This window comes from Streptomyces sp. NPDC020958 (genome assembly GCF_055562175.1).
In genome coordinates this window covers 38,626-62,501 of sequence record NZ_JBVHFU010000012.1, presented here as the reverse complement: position 1 = coordinate 62,501, position 23,876 = coordinate 38,626, and the positions used below count along the sequence as shown (strand labels likewise).

General features: G+C 70.3%; 17 protein-coding genes. 8 read left to right on the top strand and 9 right to left on the bottom strand.

Annotation, left to right across the window (positions count from 1 at the left end):
* Positions 1-33: 33 nt before the first annotated feature.
* The 7 genes from ACZ3KP_RS29175 to ACZ3KP_RS29145 form a co-directional block, all read right to left on the bottom strand.
* The gene (locus ACZ3KP_RS29175; protein ID WP_467503161.1) at positions 34-549 is read right to left on the bottom strand and encodes a GNAT family N-acetyltransferase; all 516 of its coding nucleotides are present in this window, start codon (positions 547-549) and stop codon (positions 34-36) included.
* Positions 550-625: 76 nt separating this feature from the next.
* Entirely contained in the window at positions 626-811 is a 186-nt protein-coding gene (locus ACZ3KP_RS29170; protein ID WP_467502917.1) for a DUF397 domain-containing protein, read from the bottom strand.
* Positions 808-1,677 carry a helix-turn-helix domain-containing protein gene (locus tag ACZ3KP_RS29165; protein ID WP_467502916.1) on the bottom strand — a complete coding sequence of 290 codons (870 nt, stop codon included), beginning with the start codon at positions 1,675-1,677 and terminating at the stop codon, positions 808-810. Before ACZ3KP_RS29165 ends, ACZ3KP_RS29170 begins: the two co-directional genes overlap by 4 nt.
* Positions 1,678-1,796: 119 nt before the next feature.
* A complete protein-coding gene (locus ACZ3KP_RS29160) occupies positions 1,797-3,155 on the bottom strand; it encodes a GH1 family beta-glucosidase (RefSeq protein WP_467502914.1) in 1,359 nt (452 codons plus the stop codon).
* A gap of 26 nt (positions 3,156-3,181) precedes the next feature.
* Entirely contained in the window at positions 3,182-4,021 is an 840-nt protein-coding gene (locus ACZ3KP_RS29155; protein ID WP_360564661.1) for a carbohydrate ABC transporter permease, read from the bottom strand.
* A 7-nt stretch (positions 4,022-4,028) separates the two neighbouring features.
* The gene (locus tag ACZ3KP_RS29150) at positions 4,029-5,021 is read right to left on the bottom strand and encodes a carbohydrate ABC transporter permease (protein ID WP_467502912.1); all 993 of its coding nucleotides are present in this window, start codon (positions 5,019-5,021) and stop codon (positions 4,029-4,031) included.
* A 5-nt stretch (positions 5,022-5,026) separates the two neighbouring features.
* Positions 5,027-6,343, bottom strand: a complete 1,317-nt coding sequence (locus ACZ3KP_RS29145) for an ABC transporter substrate-binding protein (RefSeq protein ID WP_467502910.1) — start codon at positions 6,341-6,343, stop codon at positions 5,027-5,029.
* Between the two features lie 906 nt (positions 6,344-7,249).
* Here ACZ3KP_RS29145 and ACZ3KP_RS29140 point away from each other — a divergent pair.
* Entirely contained in the window at positions 7,250-8,428 is a 1,179-nt protein-coding gene (locus ACZ3KP_RS29140) for an MFS transporter (RefSeq protein ID WP_467502908.1), read from the top strand.
* A 177-nt stretch (positions 8,429-8,605) separates the two neighbouring features.
* The gene (locus ACZ3KP_RS29135; RefSeq protein WP_467502906.1) at positions 8,606-10,303 is read left to right on the top strand and encodes a carbohydrate binding domain-containing protein; all 1,698 of its coding nucleotides are present in this window, start codon (positions 8,606-8,608) and stop codon (positions 10,301-10,303) included.
* A 71-nt stretch (positions 10,304-10,374) separates the two neighbouring features.
* Here ACZ3KP_RS29135 and ACZ3KP_RS29130 read toward each other — a convergent pair whose 3' ends face one another.
* A complete protein-coding gene (locus tag ACZ3KP_RS29130; RefSeq protein ID WP_467502904.1) occupies positions 10,375-13,731 on the bottom strand; it encodes a lectin in 3,357 nt (1,118 codons plus the stop codon).
* A gap of 907 nt (positions 13,732-14,638) precedes the next feature.
* Between ACZ3KP_RS29130 and ACZ3KP_RS29125 the strand changes: the two genes are divergently transcribed.
* From ACZ3KP_RS29125 to ACZ3KP_RS29115, 3 genes are all read left to right on the top strand, one after another.
* Positions 14,639-16,255 carry a hypothetical protein gene (locus ACZ3KP_RS29125; RefSeq protein WP_467502902.1) on the top strand — a complete coding sequence of 539 codons (1,617 nt, stop codon included), beginning with the start codon at positions 14,639-14,641 and terminating at the stop codon, positions 16,253-16,255.
* 86 nt (positions 16,256-16,341) lie between these two features.
* Positions 16,342-16,836, top strand: coding sequence for a hypothetical protein (locus ACZ3KP_RS29120; protein WP_358981383.1), 495 nt, complete (start codon positions 16,342-16,344; stop codon positions 16,834-16,836).
* A gap of 100 nt (positions 16,837-16,936) precedes the next feature.
* A complete protein-coding gene (locus ACZ3KP_RS29115) occupies positions 16,937-18,148 on the top strand; it encodes a cytochrome P450 (protein WP_467502900.1) in 1,212 nt (403 codons plus the stop codon).
* Between the two features lie 101 nt (positions 18,149-18,249).
* Here the strand turns inward: ACZ3KP_RS29115 and ACZ3KP_RS29110 are convergent, their stop codons facing one another.
* Positions 18,250-18,687 carry a glutaredoxin domain-containing protein gene (locus ACZ3KP_RS29110; protein ID WP_467502898.1) on the bottom strand — a complete coding sequence of 146 codons (438 nt, stop codon included), beginning with the start codon at positions 18,685-18,687 and terminating at the stop codon, positions 18,250-18,252.
* A gap of 79 nt (positions 18,688-18,766) precedes the next feature.
* Here ACZ3KP_RS29110 and ACZ3KP_RS29105 point away from each other — a divergent pair, with 79 nt between their 5' ends.
* The 3 genes from ACZ3KP_RS29105 (at position 18,767) to ACZ3KP_RS29095 (ending at position 23,676) form a co-directional block, all read left to right on the top strand.
* Entirely contained in the window at positions 18,767-20,938 is a 2,172-nt protein-coding gene (locus tag ACZ3KP_RS29105; protein ID WP_467502896.1) for a TerD family protein, read from the top strand.
* Positions 20,939-21,229: 291 nt separating this feature from the next.
* Entirely contained in the window at positions 21,230-22,315 is a 1,086-nt protein-coding gene (locus ACZ3KP_RS29100; RefSeq protein WP_467502894.1) for a fatty acid desaturase family protein, read from the top strand.
* 158 nt (positions 22,316-22,473) lie between these two features.
* Positions 22,474-23,676: a L,D-transpeptidase gene (locus ACZ3KP_RS29095; RefSeq protein ID WP_467502893.1), complete on the top strand. Its 1,203-nt coding sequence runs from the start codon at positions 22,474-22,476 to the stop codon at positions 23,674-23,676.
* Positions 23,677-23,876 lie beyond the last annotated feature (200 nt).

The window sequence follows — 23,876 nt, the reverse complement described above, 5'->3', positions numbered from 1 at the left end:
GGTTCGGTGCGACGGGGGTGCGGACGAAGACGATCACCACCCTACATGACAATCATTTTCATCAAGCCGTCGCACCGCCCCCGGCATCGGCACCTCGAAGTGCACGATCCCCTGCCCTCCGCCCGGCTCCTCGCGCTCGTCGAGCACGACCTTCCCGAGGGACCGCCAGAACGCCTCGGCGCCGGGCACGGCGGGGTCGGTGTGCAGGTACACGGCCCGGTACCCGCCGTCGGCGACGGCGAAGTCGACGAGTTCGGCGACCAGTCGCCGGGCGATTCCGTGCCGCCGGAACTCGGGCCGCACGTACAGCCGCCGCAACTGAGCGGTCTCCCCCGACGGGTACCGGTCGGCCAACTCCCGCGGGTTGGGCGGATGGGCGGGGCCCCGCGAGTCGAGCGCCCCGCTACCGACCACCCGCCCGCCCCCGTCGACCGCTACCAGCAGCGTGTGCCGAGGGGAGGCGAGGTAGGCCGCGGCGGGATCGACGATGTCCCCGTGCCACCGGGGCACGTACCCGGTCCCGAAGTCCCGGTAGACGGTGTCGAGCATGACGGCCCGCGCGCCGTCGAGGTCGTCGGGGGTCGCCGCCCTGATGCTGATGCCATGCACTTGCGCATCATATGCATTAACGCCTGGCGGACCACCCCACGAACTCCGCCCAACCGTCCCGGCCCACGGCGAAGTGCGGGCGGGACACATCCTTGGAGTCCCTTATGCAGACGGCCTGTTCGGTGACAGCGACCTCGATGCAGCTGTCTCCCTGGCTGCCGCTGTGGCTGGACTTGAACCAGGCGAGTTCCGTGGTGCTCATAGTTCTCCTCGCAGTCGCTTCAACAAGCCCTGCGATTCTGTGGGATTGAGGGCCTGCGAGCGCAGTGTGTCATAGCGCTGCTGGAGCAGGCTCACCTCTTTCACGTCACCGATCAGCCGCCCGTTCTGCTGCCCTTCGGAGTACGCGAAGCGCCGCCCTTCCGGCGTTTCCAAGAGTTGCAACGGCCCGTCGAGACACGCATGCAACCCCGCCCCCAACGGCACGATCTGAAGCGTCACGTTACGCAGTGCGGCCCGCTCCAGCACGTGGTCGTACAGGGCGCGCATCTGCTCGGCGCCCCCGAACCGCCGCAGGAACACGTGCTCTTCGACGATGAAGCTGAACGGCACCGTCGGCCGCTCGTACAGCATGCGCTGCCGCTTCATCCGCACGTCGAGCAGGTTCTCCAGCCCCTCGTCCGTGACCACCGGAATGGTGCCGTCGAACACGGCCCGCGCGTATCCGTCCGACTGGAGCAGCCCCGGCACCAGCCTGCACTCGTAGGTACACAGGCTGACCGCGATCCGCTCCAGCCGGGCCCATCGCCGGAACCACGCCGCCAGCCCGGTGTCGCCGCGCGTCAGGAACTGGGCCGCCTTCCGTAACGCCCCGGTGTCCCCGAGCACTTCCTCGGCCCGCTCCACCAGCGCCCGGTCCGGCATCCGCCTTCCCAGCTCCACGGACGCGACCGTGTGCTTGGAGTACCGCACCAGCTCGGCGAACTCGGCCCTGCTGTACCCGGCGTGCTCCCGCAGGGCGTGGACGACGGCCCCGAAGGTGCGCAGGCTGTCGGAGGGATCGGGTTCGCGCTCCACCTCGCAGCCCGTCACGTCGTCGCCGTCACTCTCGTCCACTTCGTCGGTCATCCGCGGCCACCTCCAGGTACGTTCCCGCGATCAACTCACCCAGAGTGACGGAGAGCTCGGCGTACTGTCCACGGAATGTGCTCGTACGCTGACGCAGCGTACGCGGGACGTGGTCGGCGTCAGGCCGCCTTTCTGGTCCGGGTTCGGTGGGCGCGGATGATGTCCGCGTACCGGTGGCCGCTGCCCTTGATGGTGCGGACCTGGGTGTCGTAGTCGACGTGGACCAGGCCGAAGCGCTTGGCGTAGCCGTACGCCCACTCGAAGTTGTCCAGCAGCGACCAGGCGAAGTAACCCGCCAGCGGAGCCCCCTTGCGGGCCGCCGAGGCGCACGCCGCGAGGTGGCCGACCAGGTACTCCTGGCGCTCGGGGTCGTCGATCGTGCCGTCGGGGCGGACCACGTCCGGGTAGGCCGAGCCGTTCTCGGTCACGTAGATCTTGCGGGCGCCGTACTCCTCGGTGAGGCGCAGCAGCAGCGTCTCGATGCCGCTCGCGTCGATCTCCCAGTCCATGCCGGTGCGCGGCACGCCGGGGCGGTGGACCGAACGGGCGTAGGGCGCGGGGCCGTCCGGGTCGTTCTCGACGTACGCCGGGAAGTAGTAGTTCAGGCCCAGCCAGTCGAGCGGGGTGGCGATGGCCTCCAGGTCGCCGGCGCGCTCGGGGAGTTCGACGCCGTAGGTCTCGACCATGTCGGCCGGGAAGCCGCGGCCGTGCACCGGGTCCAGCCACCAGCGGTTGACGTGCCCGTCGTGGCGGCGGACGGCCTCCGCGTCCTCGGGACGGTCCGTGGCGGCGAACACGGTGGAGAGGTTGTTGACGATGCCGACCTCGGCGCCGGGGGCGGCGGCCCGGATCGCCTGGGCGGCCAGGCCGTGGCCGAGGAGCAGGTGGTAGGAGGCCCGGACGGCGGCCGTGAGGTCGGTCCAGCCGGGGGCCATCGTGCCCTCCAGGTGGCCGATCCAGGCGGAGCAGGACGGCTCGTTGAGCGTGGTCCAGAGCTTGACCCGGTCACCGAGGCGCTCCGCGACCACGGAGGCGTACGCGGCGAAGTGCTCGGCGGTCGCACGCTCGGGCCAGCCGCCCCGGTCCTGGAGGGCCTGCGGCAGGTCCCAGTGGTAGAGGGTGACCGACGGGGTGATGCCGGCCGCCAGCAGGGCGTCGATCAGCTCGTCGTAGAAGTCGAGCCCCTTGGCGTTGACCGGGCCGTCCCCGCCGGGCCGCACGCGCGGCCAGGCGACCGACAGCCGGTAGGCGTTGGCGCCCAGTTGCCGCATCAGGCCGATGTCCCCGCGCCAGCGGTGGTAGTGGTCGCAGGCGACGTCGCCGTTGTCGTCGCCTGCGATCTTCCCCGGGGTGTGCGAGAAGGTGTCCCAGATGGAGGGTGCACGGCCGTCCTCGGCGACGGCTCCCTCGATCTGGTACGCCGCGGTTGCCGTGCCCCACAGGAAGTCGTGCGGGAGTGCGGCGAGGTCGATGGTCACGTGGGTCCTCTCGGAACTGGGCGGGGTCACTTGACGGCGCCGGCGGTCAGCCCGGCGACGAGGTAGCGCTGGAGGAGCAGGAAGCCGGCCACGACGGGAACGCTGACCACCAGCGAGGCGGCCATGATCTGGTTCCAGTACACGTTGTTGAGCGTGGAGTAGCCCTGGAGGCCGACGGCCAGGGTGCGGGTGGTGTCGTTGGTCATCACCGACGCGAACAGCACTTCGCCCCAGGCGGTCATGAAGGCGTAGACGGCGACCGCGACGATGCCGGGGATCGCGGCGGGCACGACGATCCGCAGCAGCGCGCCGAGCGGCCCGCAGCCGTCCACCAGCGCCGCCTCGTCCAGATCCCGCGGGACCGAGTCGAAGTACCCGATCAGCATCCAGATCGAGAACGGCAGCGAGAACGTCAGGTAGGTGAGGATCAGGCCGCCGCGGGAGCCGAACAGGGCGATGCCGGTGGCGTTGCCGATGTTGACGTACAGGAGGAACAGGGGCAGTAGGAAGAGGATGCCCGGGAACATCTGCGTGGACAGCACGGTGACCGTGAAGACGCGTTTGCCGCGGAACTCGTAGCGGCTCACCGCGTAGGCGGCGAACACCGCGACGACGACCGAGCAGACGGTGGCCGCGACCGACACGATCAGCGAGTTCACGAAGTACCGGGCGAGCGGGATCGTCGACCAGATGTCGATGTACGGGCGGATCGTCAGGCCGCTCGGCAGCCAGCGGAACTTGCCGGTGACGTCCGAGAGCGGCTTCAGCGAGCTGGAGATCATCACGTACACGGGGACCAGCACGAACCCGGTGAGCAGCGTGAGGAAGATCCGCCGGGACCAGAGAAAGGACCGTGGCGGGGCCATGGGCGAGCTAGACATCCGAGGTCCTCCGTCCGCGCGAGGTGAACACCAGGTACCCGCCGGTCACCACCAGCAGGAAGAGCAGCAGGAGCACGGACATGGCCGAGCCGGTGCCGAAGTTCCAGGTGACGAAGGAGGCCTGGTAGATGTGGACCGAGATGAGGTCGGCGGCCTCCGGCGCGGACTTCCCGAACAGCACGTACGGCGTGTTGAAGTCGTTGAACGTCCACAGGAACAGGACCAGGACGAGCACCTGGTTGACCGGGCGCAGCGACGGCAGGGTGATCCGGCGGATCTGCTGCCACAGGCCCGCGCCGTCCAGGGCGGCCGCCTCGTACAGCTCCCGGGGGATGTTCTGGAGGCCCGCCATCACGATCAGGAAGGCGAACGGCCAGCCCTTCCACACCGACACGATGAGCAGGGCCCAGAAGCTGTTGTCGCCGATCAGCCAGAAGGAGGGCTTGTCGGTGAGGTGCAGCTGGTCGTGCAGGACGTGGTTCACCAGGCCGTTGTCGTGCTGGAACATGAACACCCAGGTGATGACGGCCGCGTAGACGGGAAGTGCGTACGGCACCAGGAACAGGGCGCGCAGCAGGCCGCGGCCCCTGAAGGTGTCCTGCATGAACACCGCGGCCGCGGTGCCGATCAGCCAGCACAGGCCCACGGAGAGCAGGGTGAAGGCGACGGTGACGACGAACGAGTGCAGCAGGGCCTTGCCGATGGGGGCGTTGAACTCGACCGAGAGCTTGTAGTTGTCGAACCCGGCCCAGGGAGCGGTGGTCCAGTCGCGGATGTAGAACTGGGTGAGCTCCTTGAAGCTCATCACGACGCCGATGACCATCGGGACGAGATGGACGAGGAGTTCGAGGAGCAGGGCGGGCAGGAGCAGCAGGTAGGGCAGTCCGATGCGGCGGATCCGCCCGGGGCGGCGGCCCGAGCCGCCCGCCGCCCCGGGGGAGTTCACCCGCGCCGGTTCGTGCACAGCGGTGGTGGTGGTCGTCATGGTGCTCAGGCCGCCGGCATCTGCTGCTGGGCCTTCTCCAGCTCGGCCTTGACGGAGTCGGTGGTGATGGCGCGGCCGGCGGCGGCGTCGGCGAACAGGTTCTTCACGGCCGTACCGACGGTGGTCTCGAACTGCGACTCCGCCGCCACCTGGGGCAGCGCCGCGGCGCTGGTGGCGAGGGTGTTCTTCAGGACGGAGTTGGCGGGGGTGCTGAAGGCCGCGGCCCCTTGGGCGGTCTTGACCGGCGGGATGGAGCTGTAGGCGGTGTTGAGAATCTTCTGCTCGTCGTCGCTGGTCATGAACTTCACGAACTCGGTCGCGCCGTCGAGGTTCTTGGTGTTCTTGAAGACCGCCAGGTTGATGCCGGCGACCATCGAGTTGACCTGGGTGCCGGTGCCGGGGGTGCCGGACTGCACGGGCACCGGGGCGATGCCGTAGTCGCTGTCGCTCATGCCCTGCGACGTGAGGTTGGAGGAGGCCGACTGCCACAGCAGCATGGCCTGCTTGCCCTTGGCGAAGTCGCTCACCGACTGGTTCTGCGCGTACTCGGCGTCACCGGTCGGGATGACCTTGTCCTTGGCCATCAGGTCGACGTACTGCTTGACCGCGGCGACGATCTTGTCGTTGGTGAAGTCCGGCTTGCCGTCGGAGGTGAAGAAGTCGGCGCCGTGCTGCTTGGCGAAGACGAAGACGTGGTGGATGTTCTCCGAGACGTTGCCGCCCTCGGCGCCGAGCACCGACTTGCCCTTCGCCGATATCTTCTTCCCGTCGGCGATCAACTCGTCCCAGGTGGCCGGGGGCTTGGCGATGCCGGCGTCGGCGAAGATCTTCTTGTTGTAGTAGAGCGCGTACGCCATCGAGTACAGCGGTACCGCGGCCGGGTCCTTGCCCTCGGCGCCGGTGGAGCCGAGGGCGGAGTCGACGAAGCGGTCCTTGCCGCCGATCTTCGCGAAGTTCTTCGCGTCCCAGGGCAGCAGCGCACCCGTCGCCTGCAGCGAGGCGCTCCAGGTGTTGCCGATGTTCAGCACGTCGGGGCCCTGGCCCGAGGTGGTCGCGGTCAGGATCCGGTTGAGCAGGTCCGACCAGGGCACGACCTCCAGCTTGACCTTGATGCCGGTCTGCTTCTGGAACTTGTCGAGCTCCGGCTGGAGCACCTTCTTGTCGACCTCGATGCTGGCGCCCTGGTTGGAGGCCCAGTAGGTGAGCGTCTTCGGGGAGTCGTTCGACCCGCCCCCCGTGGACGAACCGCCACCGCAGGCCGTGGCCGCGAGGGCGAGAGACAGGGTGACGGCGCCTACGGCCGCGGCTCGGATGCTGCGCATGGCTCCAGCTGTGCCTTTCCGGGAGTGGAGAACCCCGAGAGGGCTTCACGCGGGTCGGCTCCCGAAGCCCCTCACGGCTTAATTTAGGACGTGAGTTAATACTCCGATCAGGGGCGCGTCAAGAGATCCGGCACGGCCGCCGACGCAGGCGGCCGGGGGAACAGCCGGTTCCGGGGCGGAGGGCGGCGGCGCCCGGGGGTGTGACCTGGGCCGAAGCGGCCCGATGGGGGCGCGGCGGCGGCCGGACGCCGTTCCGCAACGGTTGTGTCTCGACGTGACACCGGCAGACAGGTCACGGTTCGCGCCCGGCGGGCGCCGGAGCCGTCCGGGCCGTCCGGGCCGTCCACAGCGACCAGGAGCGGGTCCCGGACCCCCTCCCGCGGACCGAGCCCTTTCACGGCACTTCGCTTTCGAGCCGGGACACCGGTTTCGCTCCTTTTCTCCACCCTCGGGGAATTGCACGCCTCATTGCCCCGGCATTTTCCGGACATTCACCCGGCCGACGCCGACAACTCCGCGTGAACAGACGGCGCTTTCCGCTTCGGCGGCCAAGGCCGCCGCAACTCCAGCGATTGGCCGAAAACCAGGCTTTACAGCTCTCCGTGGGACATCGGGACGACCCGTCCAGGCCCGGCACCTGCGGGAGTTGGTGTGGAACATGTGTGGACCTTCCGTGAAGTGCCGTTCTGAGCTGAGAAATTAGGACCCCGCCACGGTCACGGCGGGCACGCAATGGCCGGGAAGTGGCCCGTGCCGGTGGCCGGTGGACGCTCTCCCGGCGGGAGAGCGGGCCTAATCTGATGCGGGAGCGGGATGAATAGGACCGGCAGGCGCACGGATTGGACTGGATTGGACACGGAAAAGACGCGGAGAGCGCCGTTCGCCGCGCTGCGCCCGGGTGCCGGGATGCCGGTCGCCGCACAGGTGCTCATCGCGGGAACACTGTTCTCCCGTCTGGGTGACACGCTCGCCTCACTGGGTCTGGTGCTGCACGCGGCGGACCGGGACATCCGGTTCGGCGTGACCGAGGTGATGCTCGCCGAGCTCATTCCCACGGTGCTCGCGGCGCCGTTGATCGGTTCCGTGGTGGACCGGTTCAGTGCGCGAGCGGTGTGCCTGTGGGCGTTGCTGGTCCAGGCCCTCGCCCTCGGTGCGGCCACCGGGATCGGCGGGTTCCACGTGAAGGTGGCGCTGATCGCGCTGTCGTGCCTGGCCGGAGTGGCCTCGGTGGCCGCCGGGTTCAAGATGCTGCCCGCCGTGGCCGGCGAGAAGCACACGGGCCGGGCGAACAGCCTGCTGACTGCGGGCCTGTCCGTCGCCGGGCTGGCGGGTCCTCCCCTGGCCGGCTTTCTGAACTCCCAGTGGGGCACGCCCGTGCTGCTCGCGGTGGACGCGGCGTCCTTCCTCGTCCTGGCGGGCTGCACCATGCTGGCCGTTCCGGGCACCGTGGACGTGGCGATCGGCCGCCGTCCCGCCACCAGGCTCGCGGACGGCTACCGGGCGCTGCGCGACGCGCCGGTGGTGGGCACGCTGATGCCGGCCCTGGCCGCGGCGATCCTGGCCACCAGCATCGAGAACGTCGCGGGCGTCTACTACCTGCGGGACGTCGTCCATGGCAACGACACCGTCTTCGGCCTCTTCCTGGCCACCTGGGCCCTTGGCTCCGTGCCGGGCGCGCTGCTGGCGGGCCGCGCGGGCTGGTCGGACCGGCACACCCTGTTGATCGTCGGCGGCATCATGGGCATGGGGCTCGGCCTGCTCTTCGCCGGCCTCCTCCCGGTCGCCGCGGTGATCTTCCCGCTGTTCCTGCTGGCGGGCTTCGGCAACGGCGCCTGCAACGTCGGCCTGCGCAACGCGGTGCACTCACGGGTACCGGCCGAGGTGCACGGCAGCGCCTGGGCCTGCTTCCAGGCGCTGTCCCGCAGCTGCATCGGCCTCGGCTATCTGCTGGGCACGCCGAACTCCCTGGTCTCCAGCCGGGGTCAGGTGATCGTCTCGGGTGTCATCCCGCTGGCCGCCATGGCCTGGGCGGCCCTGGTGATGTTCCGCCGGGGCGAGACGGCCGTGCCGGAGCGGTCCGCCTGAGAGACGGAGCGGCCGATCGGCGGGCGGAGCCGGGCGACCGATCGGCGGGCAGAGCCGGACTCTCGTTGGTCTAGTCCTCTTGACGGAGGGGACTTCCGGCGCTTTGGTATGTACCAAACCGCTCCGGCCCACCCCCACCCCTCCGCCCCGATGGGCGTCCCGAAAGGGGCGAATGTCATGTCCTTGGCAAGAATGGCAGCCTCCGCGTGTGCGCTCGCACTCGCGGCCACCGGCGTCACCGTGGCGCTGGCCCCCGCCGGCAGCGCCGCGGCGAACAGCGTCTACTCCGTGGCTCCCTACGTCGACATGTCGAACGGTCAGGAAGGACTGCTCGACACGGCCGTCACCGGCCACGGGCTCAAGGCCTACACGGCGGCCTTCGTGCTCGGCGAGGGCTGCACCCAGATATGGGGAGACACGCTCCCCGTCGGCAACGACCCCTACACCGACCCCGAGATCGCCAGGGCGCGGTCCGAGGGGGCGTCCGTCATCGTCTCCTCCGGCGGGGCGAGCGGCGAACCGCTCGCCTGGACCTGCGCCACCCAGAGCAGCATCGACGCCGGATACCAGGCGATCATCGACGACTACGGCGTCACCCAGCTCGACTTCGACGTCGAGGGCGCGGCGATCGCCGACACCGCCGCCGCGGCCCGTCAGATGCAGGCGATGAAGGACCTGAAGGCGGCCAACCCGAACCTGCGGTTCTCCATGACCCTGCCGGTGCTGACCAGCGGGCTGACCGCGGACGGCGTCAACATCCTCAAGGCCGCGAAGAACGCGGGCCTCAGGATCGACGTGGTCAATCTCATGACCATGGACTACTACGCGGGCACCGGCACCGAGATGGGCCAGGCCGCCGTCTCCGCGGCCCGGGCCACCCTGGCGCAGATGCAGTCCGTCGACCCGGGCTACACCTACGCCGACCTCGGCATCACGCCGATGATCGGCAAGAACGACGACGGGTCCACCTTCACGCTCGCAGACGCCCGGACGGTGGAGAGCTTCGCCGCGCAGAACGGTGTCGGACGGCTGTCGTTCTGGTCGGCCAACCGGGACCAGCCCTGCGGCGGCACCGCCAACTCGCTGCCCACGTGCAGTGAGATCAGCCAGAACAGTCTCGCGTTCACCGACGCGTTCGTGCCCTACCAGGGCGGCTCGGGCGGCGGAGGCACCACCACCGACTTCTCGCTCGCCGTGTCCCCGGCCAGTGCCTCGGTGGTACGGGGCGGTTCGGCGACCGCGAGCGTCACCACCGCCGTCACCTCCGGCAGCGCCGAGTCCGTCGCCCTCTCGGCCTCCGGCGCGCCCTCCGGTGTCAGCGTGTCCTTCAGCCCCGCGTCCGTGACGTCCGGCGGCGGTTCGACGCTGACCGCGGCCGTCGGCTCGTCCGTGGCCGCGGGCAGCTATCCGATCACCGTCACCGGCACCGCCGCGAGCGGCAGCCACAGCGCGACCTACACGCTCACGGTCACCACCGGCGGCGGTGGCGGCGGCGGCTCGCTCACCAACGCGGGCTTCGAGACCGGCTCCCTCTCCCCCTGGACCTGCACGGGCGGCAGCTCGGTGGTGTCCGCTCCGGTCCGCAGCGGGAGCCACGCTCTGCAGGTCACCCCCAGCTCCAGCGGCACCGGCGAGTGCGACCAGACGATCACCCTGTCCCCCAACACCGCGTACAAGCTGACCGGTTGGGTGCAGGGGCCGTACGCGTACATCGGTGTCAGCGGTGGTGCCACCGCGAGCACCTGGTCGAACGGCACGAGCTGGAACCAGCTGTCGGTGAGCTTCACGACCGGCAGCAGCGGCACGGTCACCGTCTTCGTCCACGGCTGGTACGGCCAGTCCGCCGTCGACGCCGACGACTTCACCCTCTCCTGACAGCACCGCCGCCACGGCGCGGGGCCGGTTCCCGGACGCGCTCCCGGGAACCGGCCCCGCCGCTCGGCCCGTTACCGCCCGAAGCCGTAGGCGAACAGGTGGCCGCTGCCCGTCGCGCCGGTCACCGGCAGGGTGACCGAGGCCACCTGCTTGGCCGCGTCCAGGGGGACCTTCGTGGCGAAGACATAGGTCTTCACTCCGTCACGGCCCCCGCTGCCCGTGTTCCGGTAGGCCGTCGCGACGGCCGTCGTGTCACCGGCGAGCGGCTTGCTGGAGCCGCCGTTGAGGGTCCAGTCGGAGAAGCCGACCGTCGCCTTCGAGGTGGTGCCGTCGGTGTAGGTGACGGTGACGGTGCCGGACACCCCGCTGCCGTCGGTCGGCGCGTTGGCCGCGGAGCCCAGCAGGCCCAGCGAGGCACCCGAGGTACCGGCCGGCATCGGGATGGTCTGGCCGGCCATCTCCAGGTTGTCCGGCTGACCGGAGGTGATCGTCGGCCAGCTGTAGGAGACGCCGTCCACCGTGAGGGTGGAGCCGCTGCTGACGCCCGCCGCCGACAGCGCGTTCTGCGAGTAGGCCCAGCCACCGCTGTCGAACCCGCCGGAGAACGTGGCACCGTCGGGGTAGACGCCCTCGTTGGTGTCATAGGGCCACAGCTCCCCGGCCCTGGCCACGGCCACCCGCAGGGTCGCCCCCGGCAGTGCCGCGCCGGTGCCGTGGTCGGTCAGCGCGAAGGTGACCGGGTACGCGCCCTCGTCGGCGCCCGCCGTCACGCGCACCTTCGCCTCGGCGCTGCCCGAGGCGGGCACGGTCAGCGAGCCGGACGCCGTGTCGAGTACGACGCCGGAGGGTGCCGTCGCCCTCCAGTCGACCGTGACGGCCCGGCTGCCCAGGTTCGTCAGGTGGAGGGTGCCGTCACCGGCCGAACCCGGCTGGAGGACCAGTCCGTTGCTGGGGCCGGTCGCCGCCAGCACCCGTCCGCCGCCGGTGGTGTCCGAGGGCGGTACCGCCGCCGGACCGGACGCCCAGGAGGTGTCGGGTGCGGTGCCCAGGGTGAAGTCGAGCGTGCCGGCCTTCTCGAACTGCCCGTACGTCAGCCAGGAGGTGTCCCAGGCCTTGCCCTTCACGTGCAGCGCCTGCACGTACGGCGCGTCGGGCGCGGCCCGCGGCGCGCTGATCCCGACCGTCTTGCCGCCGGCGACGTGCACCCGGGCCACCGGGAACACCGGGCTGCCGAGCACCAGGGTGTCCGTGCCGGGGGTCTCCGGGTACATGCCGAGCGCGGACCAGACGTACCAGGAGCTCATGGCGCCGAGGTCGTCGTTGCCGAACGAGCCGACCGGGGCGTTGAAGTACAGGTTCTGCTGGGCCTCGCGGACGGCCTCCTGGGTCTTCCACGGCTCGCCGGTGTAGTCGTACTCCCAGGGGATCTCCACGCTGGGCTCGTTGCTCAGGTCGGCGTCGGTGTTGCCGGGGTGGGTGATGTCGTCGAGCAGGCTGTCCAGGTAGGACGAGTACGCCCCGGCGCCGCCGCGTGCCTGGATGAGCTGCTTCAGGTTGAACGGGACCATCGGCGTGTACTGGGCCGACGTGCCCTCCACGAAGCCGTTGGAGGTGCCCGGGGTGAAGCCGCCCGCGAACTGGCCGTCCTTGTTCTTGCCCCGCATGTAGCCGGTCTGTGGGTCGAAGACGTTCATCCAGTCCTGGGCGCGGGTGGCGAACTTCTCGTACACCGCGGTCTTCCCCAGTGACTTGGCGAAGGCGGCGAGGGCGTAGTCGGCGGAGTCGTACTCCAGTTGGGTGGAGACCGGGCCGTAGAAGTTGCAGCAGTTGTAGTCGTTCTCGTCCAGCGGGAGGTAGCCCTTGGCGTCGCGTACCGGCTCGCCGGGGCGGTCGTTGTTCGGGACGGTGGCCTCGTGCTGGAGTGCGGCGAGGGCCTTGCCGGTGTCGAAGTCCCGCGCGCCGAAGGCGTACGCGTCCGCGATGATGCCGGCGGCCGGGTCGCCGACCATCACATAGCTCTCGCCGTTGTTCGAGGCCCACTTGGGCAGCAGACCCGTCTGGTCGTAGCCGTTGAGCATCGAGGTGACGACGTCACTCGCGACCTTCGGCTCGACCAGGGCCATCAGCTGGGTCTGGGAGCGGTAGGTGTCCCAGCCGGAGTAGTTGGCGTACTGGGCCCGCTGGCCCTTGGCCAGTGTGTGGACCTGGTCGTCCATGCCCATGTACTGGCCGTTGGCGTCGGAGAAGACGTTCGGGTGCAGCAGCGCGTGGTAGAGCGCGGTGTAGAACTGCGTCCGCTGGTCGGCTGAGCCACCGCCCACCTGGATCTTCTTCAGTACGGTGTTCCAGGCGTCGTGGTTGGCCTTCTCGACGGCGCCGACGTCCCAGTTCCTGATCTCCCTGCCGAGGTTGTCCGCCGCGTTGGCGTCACTCGTGTACGAGATGCCGACCTTCGCCGTGACCGTGCGGTTCGCGGTGGTGTCGAAGGTGAGGTACATGCCGTTGGCGCCGGTCGTGGGCGGCTGGGCCGTCGCGGACGACCGGGACGCGGCGCCCCCGTGGACCGTCGGGGCCGGTTTCGCCGGGACGGTGAAGTGCTTCTCCTTCAGCGGCTTCGACGTGGACTGCGGCGGGGCCTGCCGGACCTTGCCCGCCGTCAGCGACCTGGCGTCGGGAGTGACGGTGCCGCCGACCCAGGTGCCGCTCGCCGTGAACGCCCGGTCGAACTTGACGTCGAAGTGCAGCGTGTACCGGTTGCCCGCGCCGCAGAAGTGACCGCTGTCGATCGCGCCGCTGATCTCCTTGCCGTTGACCACCCGGACGCGCGTTCCGTCCACCTGGGTGGCGGCTCCGCTCAGCTTGAACAGCAGGTTCGCCTGCTGTCCCGCGGGGAAGGTGAAGGTGCCGAGGCCGGCGCGGGTGGTGTCGGTGAGTTCGGTGGTGACCCCGTCGGCGTCGGTGACCTTGTAGGACCCGATGCCGGCCCGCTCGTCGTCGTGGCTGAAGCCGACGGACGTGCTGCCGAGGTTGCCCGACAGCGCGCCGGTCACCGGCAGCACGGGCAGGTCGCCCGCGACGGGGCAACCGGGTCCCGACACGTGGGTGAGGCTGTAGCCGGAGATCTTCTTGTCGGCGTACTCGTAGCCGCCGCCGTCGGGGCGGTGCGGTGTCGTGTCGGGGCCCCACTGCACCATGCCGGCCGGCATGTCGGGGCCGGGGAAGGTGTCCACCGCACCGGAGGTGCCGATGAGGGGGTTGACGAGGGACGCAGGGTCCTTGACGAGGGCCGGGGCGGCGGCGCTCGCGGCGTCGGCGCTTCCGATCGCCGGAAGCGGGAGGACTGCCAGGCCCAGGACGCAGACCACGGCGAGGCGTTGCCGGAATCTCGGGCGGGCGGGTGGTGCGGCTGAACGTCGGGGTCTCACCATCGGTTGCCTCCGCAGCAGTTCGTGCTTCGCATATCAGGCGTCGAGTTTGACAACGTTGCCAGGCACGAGAGTTGAGTGAAACGCGTGCGCTCGGGGCGTGTCAACGAAGCCAGCGAAACTTTCTGCGCGCGAAGTTCACGGGGCGCCAGGCGCCAGCCACGAGCGGAACGGACCGAACCACCCTGACCCTGACGGAAGTTCACGGCCGACGGTACCAGCGTGGAGTTCCGCACGCGGACAGCGCGGATCGCGAACGGCCGCTATTCACGGGCGGGGATAACCACTCGGCTGTCACGGCAATCAATTGACTGTCGATTACCGGATTTTGACCGAGCATTGTCTGGAACTTTTTCGAATTCAGAGGCGCGTTGTGTAGGGCGAAAACAGTCGCGACGCGCACCCCGTCGCGAGTCGCCGCTAGCGTGACTACACAACTCACGTGCTGCACAGTGCACTTGACTGCTCACCAGCGACGACGTCGGGTGCGCGCCGACCGCGCGAAGCGGCCCCGAAGGGGATCGATCAGCTTCCCTGTGAGAAAGCTATTCGCTTCCATTGACCTGAACCCGTCAACTCTGCTTTGCTTCTCGGCGTCTGACCACGCATCACCATTCCGACGGCAAGAAGCCGTAGTGCGAACGCTTCTCGCCGCCTTTCCACCAGTCGGTTCCAGGACGAGAGTTCCCCGCGGATCGCAACGCCGTGCGTGAGTTCCCCAACTGCCCAGGTCTTCGCCCGTGCAGTCACCCGGTGCCGCTCGGGCCTCTCCTCCTGCTCTGCGACGAGACGGGCGTCAACGCCGACGACCGGAGCCGGCCGCCGGTGATGCGCCTCGTCGACGTTCCATGCAACTCACCTCCGCCGAACCGACGGCGGAGGCCCATGCGAAGAAAGGGCCCCATCACCCATGGGCACTCCCCACCTGCGCGGCGCAGCCCGAGCGACCCTGACCGGTCTCGCGTCGTTGTCCCTCGTCACCGCTGCGGCACTCGCCTCCGTACCCCAGGCGGCAGCGGCCCCCCAGGCCACGGGCCACACGGCGAGATCCAACCCCTACAGCCCCGCCTACCAGCACCCCTACCGGCACGGTGTCATACCGACCATCCAGGGGAACGCCAAGATGAAGTCCTGGGCGGCCGGCCACCCGGCCGCCGCCGCGGCGACCGGGCCGCAGACGCTGTCCTACGGCGGCGGCATCGACGGCATCGGAGTCCAGAGCGGCCACTCCAAGGTCTACCTGGTCTTCTACGGCTCGCAGTGGGGCACCCAGAGCACCAACGGCAGCGGCGACGCCACGTTCTCCGGCGACCCGGACGGCGCGGCCCCGGTCACCCAGGAGATGTTCAAGGGCATCGGCACCGGAAACGAGCGGTGGTCCGCGGACCTCACCCAGTGGTGTGACGGGCCCAACGTGTCGTCGGGCGCCACCAGTTGCCCGTCCAACGCGAACTTCATCCCGTACCAGAGCGGCGGCGTGCTGTCCGGCGTGTGGTACGACAACTCGGCGGCCTCGCCGAGCGCCGCGACCGGGCACCAACTCGGCGCCGAAGCCGTCAAGGCTGCCGGGCACTTCGGCAACACCACCGCCGCGTCCAACCGTGACGCCTACTACATCATCCTCTCGCCGCACAACACCAACCCGGACAGCTACCAGGGCCAGTACTGCGCCTGGCACGACTACAACGGCGACAGCACGCTCACCGGCGGTCCGGTCTCCTCCTCCTACGGGGACATCGCGTTCAGCAATCAGCCGTACAACATGGACTCCGGCTCCGGCTGCGGCGTCGGATTCGTCAACTCGCCCGGCACGCTCGACGGCTGGACCATGACGCTCGGCCACGAGTGGCACGAGATGATGTCCGACCAGAACCCGGCCGGCGGCTGGACCAACCACACCGGCAGCTCGTACGACGGCCAGGAGAACTCGGACGAATGTGCCTGGCTCTCGCCCGGCAGCGCGGGCGGGGCGGCCAACGTCGCCATGGGCACCGGCACCTTCGCCGAGCAGGCCAGCTGGTCCAACGACACCAACAACTGCGCCATCTCCCACGCGATCGTCGGCGGTGGCAGCAGCGGCGGTGGCGGTGGCGGCACCCTCACCAACGGCACCTTCGAGACCGGCAGCCTGTCGAGCTGGACCACCAGCGGCAGCACCTCCGCCACCGCCTCGGCGGCACACAGCGGCGGCTACGGCGCGATGGTCGGCTCGACCAGCCCGACGAACGCCTCCTCGGTCTCCCAGTCCTTCACCGCGCCGTCCGGCACCAGCAAGGTCTCCTTCTGGTACGACGTCACCTGCCCGGACACGGTGTCCTACGACTGGGCGACGGCCACCCTCCAGGACACCACGGCCGGTACCACCACGACGCTGCTCGCCAAGACCTGCACCCAGGGCGCAGGCTGGAAGCAGGTCTCCGGCACCGTGACCGCGGGCCACGCGTACACGCTCACCCTCACCAACAACGACGACGACTACGCGGGTGACGCGACCTACACCTACTACGACGACGTGACCGTCTCCTGACCCCTCGACCCGTAGGTGGGGGCGGCCGTCGGCCCGCCCCCACCCCCGTCCGACCGCCCCACCGGGCGGCATCCACCGGAGGGCCCGTGTTCCGTTCGCCGGTCCGCACGTTCCCCGCCCGGCGCGCACTGCGCGCCGGGCTCGCCGTCCTGGCCGCGGCGGCCACGACGGCCGCCCTGGGCGGCTGTTCGCCCGGCCGCACCGGATCGGCGGTCTCCTCCCCGCCGTCGCGTGCTCCCGCCTCGTCCGGGTCCTCCACCCGGTCGGTCGTCCTCGACGAACGGGCCCGCGGGACCACGGTCCGGGTGACCACCGGCACGCTCGTCGTGGTGCGCCTGCACAGCGCCCACTGGTCGACCCCGGCCGGCTCGGACCCGCGGGTGCTCACCCCCCTCGGCGGCGGAACCACCGCCACCGCGACCTGCCCGCCCGGCCGCGACTGCGGCGTCTCCTCCGCGCGGTTCACCGCCCTGCGGCCCGGCACAGCTCGAGTCACCGCCGGACGTGACTCGTGCGGGGAGGCCATGCGCTGCCCACCGGGCCAGGGGCGCTACGACGTCACCGTGACAGTCACCCGGTAGCGCTGCGGGACTGGCCGAAAGGGTTATTGGCAGCCGCTGACAATAAGGTGCTACGGTCGAAATGCCGGAAGATCGCGTTCCGAGGTCCAGGAGGAGGACCATGAACGTCACCGCCGAGCGTTCCCGCCTACCCTTCGCACGACCGAACGTGCTCGAACTCGCACCGCTGTACGAGGTGCTGCGCCGAGAGGCGCCCATCACCGCGGTCACCACCCCGGCCGGGGATCCGGCCTGGCTCGTCACCCGCTTCGACGACGTACGCGACCTCCTGAGCGACAAGCGGCTCGGCCGCTCCCATCCCGAGCCGGAACGGGCGTCCCGCATCACCACGGCCGCGGTGCAGGAGGGCCCCTCGGGCAACTACGCCACCGAGGAGGCCGACCACACCCGGATGCGCCGGCTGCTCACCCCGGCCTTCTCCGCCCGCCGGATGGTGACGCTCTCCGATCACGTACGGCACCTCGTGGACGGCTGCGTCGACCGGCTGCTCGCCGAGCGGTCCGCCGCCCCGGACGGGGTGGTCGACCTGCATGCCGGGCTGGCCTTCCCGGTGCCGGTCGCGGTCATCTGCCGGCTGCTCGGCGTGCCCGAGAGCGACCGCGACCACTTCGCCTCGCTGTCGGAGCGCATGGCCGACCACTCCATCGGCGACGCGGCCCCGCGGGCGCGGGACGAGTTCAACGAGTACATGATCACGCTCGCCGAGGCCAAACGCGCCCGGCCGGGCGAGGACGTCATCTCCGATCTCGTCCGCGCCCAGAGCACCGACGAGGCCTACGACTACGACGAGATGATCCGGCTCTGCGTCGGGCTGCTGTTCGCCGGGCACGAGACCACCGTCAACCGCATCGGCCTGGGCACGCTCTTCCTGCTCACCCACCCCGAGCAGTGGCGGGCGCTGACCGCGGACCCCGCGGGCCGGGTGAACGCCACCGTCGAGGAGATCATGCGCCTGGGCGCCCCCGGTGACCTGGGCCTGCTGCGCTACGCCCACACCGACGTCGACGTCGACGGGGTCACGATCCGACGCGGCGACGCCGTGATCCTGTCGATCAACTCGGCCAACCGGGACGCGTCCGTCTACCGCGACGCCGAGACCTTCGACCCCGACCGTCCGGAACGCAACCATCTCGGATTCGGCCACGGTCCGCACTTCTGCATCGGGGCGAGCCTGGCCCGCACGGAACTGCGCGTCGTCTTCGCGGCGATGGCCGAGCGCCTGCCCGGCCTGCGCCTCGCCAAGGACGTCGACGACCTGGAGGTGCGCCCCACCCTCACCGGTGGCGTCAGGGAGCTTCCCGTGACCTGGTGAGGTCGGTGTCCTCGCCGACGTGGGCGGTGAGCCGGTAGGCCTGCCCGTAGTACGGCTGGAGCGGGAGCTGGGCGTCACTTCCCGAGCGACAGCCGCTCCGGTCACGCGGAAGCAGCGAGCTGGGCGCGCACCCATCCGGGATCGGGGTTGGTGTGCGGCCGGCCGGCCACCACGACGGTCGGCACCGTCTCGTCGCCGTCGTTGGCCGCTCGCACCGCCGCGGCGCCTTCCGGGTCGCGCCAGATGTTCACCCAGTGCAGCCGCCGGGCGTCGCGGCCCAGGCGGAAGCGCAGGCGCATGCAGTAGGTGCAGCCCGGACGCCAGAAGACGACCGGCCGGCCGTCGGCCGCGCTGCGCCGCCGTGCCTCCGCCGCACTGGTCGACCTAGGGAAGACCAAAGGCGAGTTGACCCCGGCGAGCACCAGGAACACCAGCAGGATCGCCGCGGCTGTGCCGGTGTCCCCCTTGAGGACCGGCCCCGTCGCGAGGGCCGAGCCGCAGACCACGAACAGCGTCGGCAGGATCCACAGGCGCATCATGGTGACGCAGGCTACCGATGAGCCGCACCCCTCGGAAACTCCGGTGCGCCCGCTCGGGCGCCTCTGCGATCATCCCCGGATGGCGCACAGTCTCGAATCGCTGGTCATCCGGCACACCCACCGTCTTCCCTCCCCCGGCGGCTCCGCCGGTCAAGGAGCCGCCGCGGCCCGGCAGTTCGACGCGGCGCTGACGTCCGTGGGCTTCAAGCTCTCGGCGGAGCTGCTGGAGCGGCTGTCGGGGCTGTCCGAGGACGCGGTCGTGAACACCGCCAAGCGGACGCTGCGCACCGTGAGCGAGATGGTGGGCGACCACGTCCGGCACAACGCGTACTTCATCGACTTCCCGGCGAACGTGCCGGACACCGAGGAGTTCTGGACGCGGTGCGTGGCGCGGGCGCTCGGCGACGAGAAGTCGCGCGACAACGTGCTGACCCAGCTGCGGGACGGGGTGCTGAACCTGCTCAGCCTCCCCACCTACGGCCGCTACCAGCACACGTACGAGGAGATGCTCGCGGCCCAGGACGAACTGATCGCCTCGGCGGGCGACCGGGTCACCGTCCTGCACCTGGGCCGGGACCTGGATGACGAACTCACCGAGCTGTACCTGGCCCTGGCCGGCAGCACGACCCCGCTGAACGAGGACGACCTGCGCGACCTCAGGACCCTCGCCGAGCGGTGCGCGCTCGGGCCCCAGCCGGAGGCGATCCCGGTCCGGGAGAACCGGGCCGTCGTCAACGCGGGCCGGCTCGGCGCCGGCGCGGACCTCCTCCTCGACACCGTCACCGACGTGCTGCGGCTGGCCTGCGCTCTGTCGGGCGGCGACGTGACGCTGCGGGAGCCGACGCGGTTCCGGGCGCTGTCGCGGCCGGTGCGCCGGGCACTGCTCGCGGGGCTGGACGCCGTGGTCGCGGCGAACCCCGCGAAGCTCGCCGACGTGGCCACGCACCGGGAGCCGTTCAAGCGGCTCGGCGAGCGTCTCCACCCGCACGAGTACCCGCGCCGGCCGCACGCCGCCGAGGTGTTCGCGGTCGCGCGCGGCGAGAAGGCGGCGCCCTCCTTCGACAGCCGCTTCGAGAAGCTGCTCGACGCGTACGACGTCCGTGGCGCGGTGGATCTGCTGACGTCCGCTCCCGGCAGGCTGTTCCGCTCCCTGGACCTGCTGCTGCGCATCGCCGCCGACCAGGAGGAACGGGACGCGGTGGTGGCCGCCGCCGTTCGGGTCGCGCCCGATGTCTCCGGCCGGGTGGTGCTCTCGGTGCGCGAGCACCTGCACAACCGGGAACGGGAGAGCGAGCGGCCCAGGGTCTTCGTCAACCGCCGGGGCCGCGCCTGGGTGACCCACGACTACCGGCCGCCCGTGCCGGACGCCGACCGCGACCGGCTGATCGCCGCCCTCGACGCCGAGCTACGCCGTCGGCTCCCGGCGCCGGACCGGCTGCTGGTCGACCCCGACGTCCTCGACGTGGCGCTGCCGCTCAGCGGCCGGGCGACCGCGGCCGGGCTCGGCGTGCTGCCGCGCGGGTCGCTCTCCACGGTCGACGGCGATCAGCTGCGCTTCTTCGTGTACTGGAAGCAGGCCAGGGCCCGGACCGACTTCGACCTGTCGGCGCTGCTGCTGCACGCGGACTACAGCACCGATTCCTGGCTCTCCTACACCTCGCTCAGGGCCGTGGGGGGCGAGCATTCGGGCGACGTCACCGAGGCTCCGGACGGGGCCTCGGAGTTCATCAACCTGTCCCTGGACCGGGTGCGCAGCGCCTTCGTCGTCCCGCAGGTCAACATCTTCGCCGGCGAGAACTTCGAAGAGGTCGAGGAGTCGTTCTTCGGCTTCATGCTGCGCGACGGCGAGCAGAAGGGCAGGCCGTTCGAGCCACGCACCGTGCGGATGAAGTCGGAGCTGCGCGGGGTGGGCCGGGTGGCGCTGCCGCTGGTGTTCCGGCGCGGGGACGACGGCCGGTGGCGCGCGAAGTGGCTGCACCTGTACCTGAAGGGCCTCTCGACGGAGAACAGGGTCGAGGAGAACCGTGCGTCCGTGTCGACCCTGGTGCGGGCCGTCGTGGAGCGCGAGCAGTTGACGGTGGGATACCTGATCGGCCTGATGTCCGGCGACACCACCACCGTGGACCTGTGGGACGGCGAGCGGGTCCCGGACGCGCCCGTGACGTACATCGGTCTCGAACGTCCCGAGGGACTGCATCCCGACTCGCGGACCATCACCGTCGAAAACCTGCGCGACCTGATCCCGGACTGAGTGCTAGCGTTGACCGCGGCGAGGCCATGAAGGGGCTTCCTTCTCAAACTCCTTTACAGATACCAGTTCCTTCGCTTTCCTCGCCGTCGACCTCGACCGGGAGGCGCCCTGTGGGCGCCTCCCGGTTTCTTCGTTCCGGGAAGCCTGCGGAAGCGGCAGCGGCGACGCCCGAAGCCGAGGTCAGCGGAGTGGAAGTGGTGACAGCCCCCCGGACACCCGGAGGCGTTCCCCCTGCGGATCCGGTGGCTGGCCCCGTGTCGGCGCAGTGCCGCCGTAACCAGACTCGGCGGCATGACGTTCTCCACCGACGCTCCCCTCGCGTCCGCGACGCCCGCCGCCCCCGCGCGGCCCTCCGGTCCCGGCAGTGATTTCGCCGGGCTCTCCCGACGCATCGGCGAGGCCGGCCTGCTGGACCGGCGCCCGGGCTACTACACCGTGCGGCTCGGCCTGGTGATCGCGGCCCTGCTGGGCGGCTGGGCGGCCTTCCTCGCGCTCGGCGACACCTGGTGGCAGCTGGCCGTCGCCGCCGCGCTGGCCCTCGTCTTCGGTCAAGTGGCTCTCGTGGCCCACGACCTGGCGCACCGGCAGGTCTTCCGGCGACGCCGCCCGAGCGAGACGTGGGGCCGCCTCTTCGGCAACCTCGGCATCGGAATGAGCTACGGATGGTGGATGAACAAACACACCAGGCACCACGCCAACCCCAACCACGAGGAGCTCGATCCCGACGTCGCTCCCGACATCCTGGTGTGGTCCACCGACCAGGCCCGCGAGAGCAGCGGCCCGGCCCGGCTCATCGGCGCCCACCAGGCGTTCCTGTTCTTCCCGCTGCTGACCCTGGAGGGCTTCAACCTGCACGTGTCGAGCATGCGGGCGCTGCGCTCGCCGTCCATGAAGAACCGGGCCCTGGAGGGCACGCTGCTCCTGCTGCACCTGGCGGCCTACCTGTCCGCTCTGTTCCTGGTGCTCTCCCCCGGGAAGGCAGTGGCGTTCCTCGCCGTACACCAGGGCCTCTTCGGGGTCTACCTCGGCTGCACGTTCGCCCCGAACCACAAGGGCATGCCCACCTTCACCGGCGACGAGCGACCCGACTTCCTGCGGCGCCAGGTGCTCACCTCCCGCAACGTGCGGGGCGGCCGGTTCACGGACATGATGCTCGGCGGCCTCAACCACCAGATCGAACACCACCTGTTCCCGAGCATGCCCACCCCGCATCTGCGCCGGGCGCGGGTGATCGTGCGGGAGTACTGCGCGGAGATCGGTGTGCCGTACCACGAGACCGGCCTGCTCCAGTCCTACCGCGAGGCCCTCGGGCACCTGCACCGGGTGGGCGCGCCCCTCCGGCGGGGGCGCGGGGCGGTTTCGCCGGGTGATCACTGACGCATGCGCCCGCCGGCACGGCGAGATTCGTCACTACGTGGCATTCGCCATAATTCGCCCCCTTCAGGACGGACAGATGTAAATGTAGTTCTTCGAAACAACGACCAGAGGCATGGGAGATACGTTTGTTCACGGTACGTAAGCGAAGCACGGGGCTGATGGCTGCGGCCGGCGTACTCGGCGGCGTACTCGCACTCGCCCTCGGCGGTACCAGCAACGCCGCCACCGGCGGCAACGACGCCGGGAGTGGGCAGAGGACGTCCGCCTCGGCACAGCCGGCGGGCGCCCAGGACACGTCCGACGCCCGAATAAGGATCACGCCCGGCCAAGGTGCCCACGGCGTCGGGATCAACAGTCCTGTGGAGGCCACCGTCAGCGACGGCACCCTCACCAAGGTGACCATGACCGACGTCGCGGCCGGTACCGAGATCCCGGGCACCGTGTCCGCGGACGGCACGTCGTGGAAGCCGGACGGCCCGCTCCAGCTGGCCACCAGGTACCAGATCGCCGCGGAGGCCGCGGACGCCCAGGGCCGTCCCGTCACCGGGTACGCCACGATCACCACCGTCTCCCCCGCCAACGACTTCGTCGGGCACGTCTCCCCCGAGGACGGCTCGACCGTCGGGGTGGGCATGCCGGTGACGGTCACCTTCGACAAGGCGATCCGCGACAAGGCCGCCGTGGCGTCGGAGATCCAGGTCAGCACCAGCAGCGGTCAGCGCGTCGTCGGCCACTGGCTCAACGACGGCCGCCTGGACTACCGCCCCGAGAGCTACTGGACGCCCGGCTCCACCGTCACCGTCAGGCTCACCCACCAGGGTGTCCACAAGACGGTCACGTTCAAGATCGGCCGGAGTCAGGTCAGCACCGTCGACGCCGCCACGAAGCAGATGACCGTCGTGCGGGACGGCAGGACGATCAGGACCGTCCCGATCTCGTCCGGCAGCCCGGAGCACCCGACGTACAGCGGTCAGATGGTCATCTCCGAGAAGTTCCGGCAGACCCACATGAACGGCGCGAGCGTCGGCCTCATGAAGAACGGCAAGCCCGCGTACGACATCGACGACGTAGCGCACGCCATGCGCCTGACCGACTCGGGCACGTTCATCCACGGCAACTACTGGGCGGCCGACTCGGTCTTCGGCAAGGCCAACACCAGCCACGGCTGCATAGGCCTGAACGACGTCAAGGGCGGCGGCGACGGCAGGCAGCCCGCCGCGTGGTTCTTCGACAACTCCATCCCCGGTGACATCGTGATCGTCAAGAACTCCGCCGACAAGACCGCGCCGGCCCCGGACAACGGCCTCAGCGACTGGAACATGCCCTGGTCCCAGTGGGTCTCGGGCGGCACCACCGGCTGACAGCGCGGCGCTGCGCGCGGTGCACCCGACAGGCGCACCCGAACCCCTCCCGCCAGGCGGCGGCCGACCGTGTCGGCCGCCGCCTCGTCACTCACCCGTACGGAGCAAATACGTACCGTGATTCCCTTGTCCCCGTTGGCCCGTCCCCCGTTCGGAGTTGCGTCCGCACGGGGGACATGAGGCCGTGGGAGTCGTGTCCT